General features: G+C 59.2%; 1 protein-coding gene. It reads left to right on the forward strand.

The annotated features are described in order from the left end of the window. The first annotated feature begins 228 nt into the window (after positions 1-228). Complete coding sequence (locus HT737_RS25195) at positions 229-1,545, forward strand: Na+/H+ antiporter family protein (RefSeq protein ID WP_182404218.1); 1,317 nt, start codon at positions 229-231, stop codon at positions 1,543-1,545. The last annotated feature ends 73 nt before the right edge of the window (positions 1,546-1,618 follow it).

Here is a 1,618-nt window from a genome sequence, read left to right on the forward strand (position 1 = left end):
ATTTTTGATTTTTTAAAAAAACAAGAATCAAAAAGATCGCAGCCTTCGGCAGCTCCTACAGGGTGGTTCATCGGTTGTTGCATTCGGTTGCTTTGACACCATCGCCACTCTGCGGCACAGTGCGCGCCCTTCTAATAAGACCCTCTTTGCCAATCCGCCGGTTAACCGTTGGCGGACTCATCCTGTCTGGCGGTGGTGATGTCATCGCCGTGTTTTTGAGGTAATGAAATGAATGCAGTGATTGCTGCGGTCGGCATCATGCTGATCCTCAGCCTGTCCCGTGTGCACGTGGTGATCGCCCTGATCGTCGGTGCGCTGGTCGGTGGTCTGACCGGTGGTTGGKGCATCGATGCCACGCTCAAGGCGTTCAACAGCGGTCTGGGTGGCGGCGCAACCGTGGCCTTGTCCTACGCATTGCTGGGTGCGTTCGCCGTGGCGATTGCCAAGTCCGGCCTGGCCCATGCGCTGGCCGACAAGGCGCTGGCGATGGTCGATCGGCAACACGCGACCGGGGGCGGCAGCGTCAAATGGCTGCTGATCGGCCTGCTCTGGGTGGTGGCGATTGCCTCGCAGAACATTCTGCCGATCCACATTGCGTTCATTCCGCTGCTGGTGCCGCCACTGTTATATGTACTGACCAAGCTGCAACTCGATCGCCGGTTGATCGCCTGCGTCATGACGTTTGGCCTGATCACTCCGTACATGTTCCTGCCGGTGGGCTTCGGCAACATCTTCCTCAATGAAATCCTGCTGGCCAACGTCGCGCGCAGCGGCGTCGACATCAGTGGCATCAATGTCACCCACGCCATGGGCATTCCGGCGCTGGGCATGCTGTTCGGCCTGGCCATGGCGTTCATCAGCTACCGCAAGAAGCGCGTCTATGATCTGCAGAAAATCGAGCAGGTCGAGCAAGTGGCCGTGCAGTACAACCCGCTGAGCCTGATGATCGCCGGTGTGGCGATTGCGGCGGCGTTCATTGTGCAACTGCTGTTGGACTCGATGATTATCGGGGCGCTGGTCGGTTTCCTGATTTTCTCGGTGTCCGGCATCGTCAAGTGGCGTGAGACCGATGACCTGTTCACCGAAGGCATGAAGATGATGGCGATGATCGGTTTCATCATGATTGCCGCGTCCGGGTTCGCCGAAGTGATGAAGGCCACCGGGCAAGTGCAGACCCTGGTCGAATCGTCGGCGTCGTGGATCAATCACAGCAAGGGCATCGGCGCGCTGTTGATGTTGCTGGTGGGGCTGCTGGTGACCATGGGCATCGGTTCGTCGTTCTCCACCGTGCCGATTCTGGCGGCGATTTTCGTGCCGCTGTGCGTGCAACTGGGTTTCAGCCCGCTGGCGATTGTCTGCATCGTCGGCACCGCCGGAGCCCTGGGTGACGCCGGTTCGCCCGCCTCGGACTCGACGCTGGGCCCGACTTCCGGCCTGAACATCGACGGTCAGCATCACCACATCTGGGACACCGTGGTCCCGACCTTCCTGCACTACAACCTGCCGTTGCTGGCGTTCGGCTGGGTGGCGGCGATGGTCCTCTGATTAAAAGCTGAAGATCAAAAAGATCGCAAGCCTTCGGCAGCTCCTACATCAATATCTGTAGGAGCTGCGAAGG

It is taken from the genome of Pseudomonas sp. MD195_PC81_125, from assembly GCF_014060985.1.
In the GTDB taxonomy this organism is placed as follows: domain Bacteria; phylum Pseudomonadota; class Gammaproteobacteria; order Pseudomonadales; family Pseudomonadaceae; genus Aquipseudomonas; species Aquipseudomonas parakoreensis.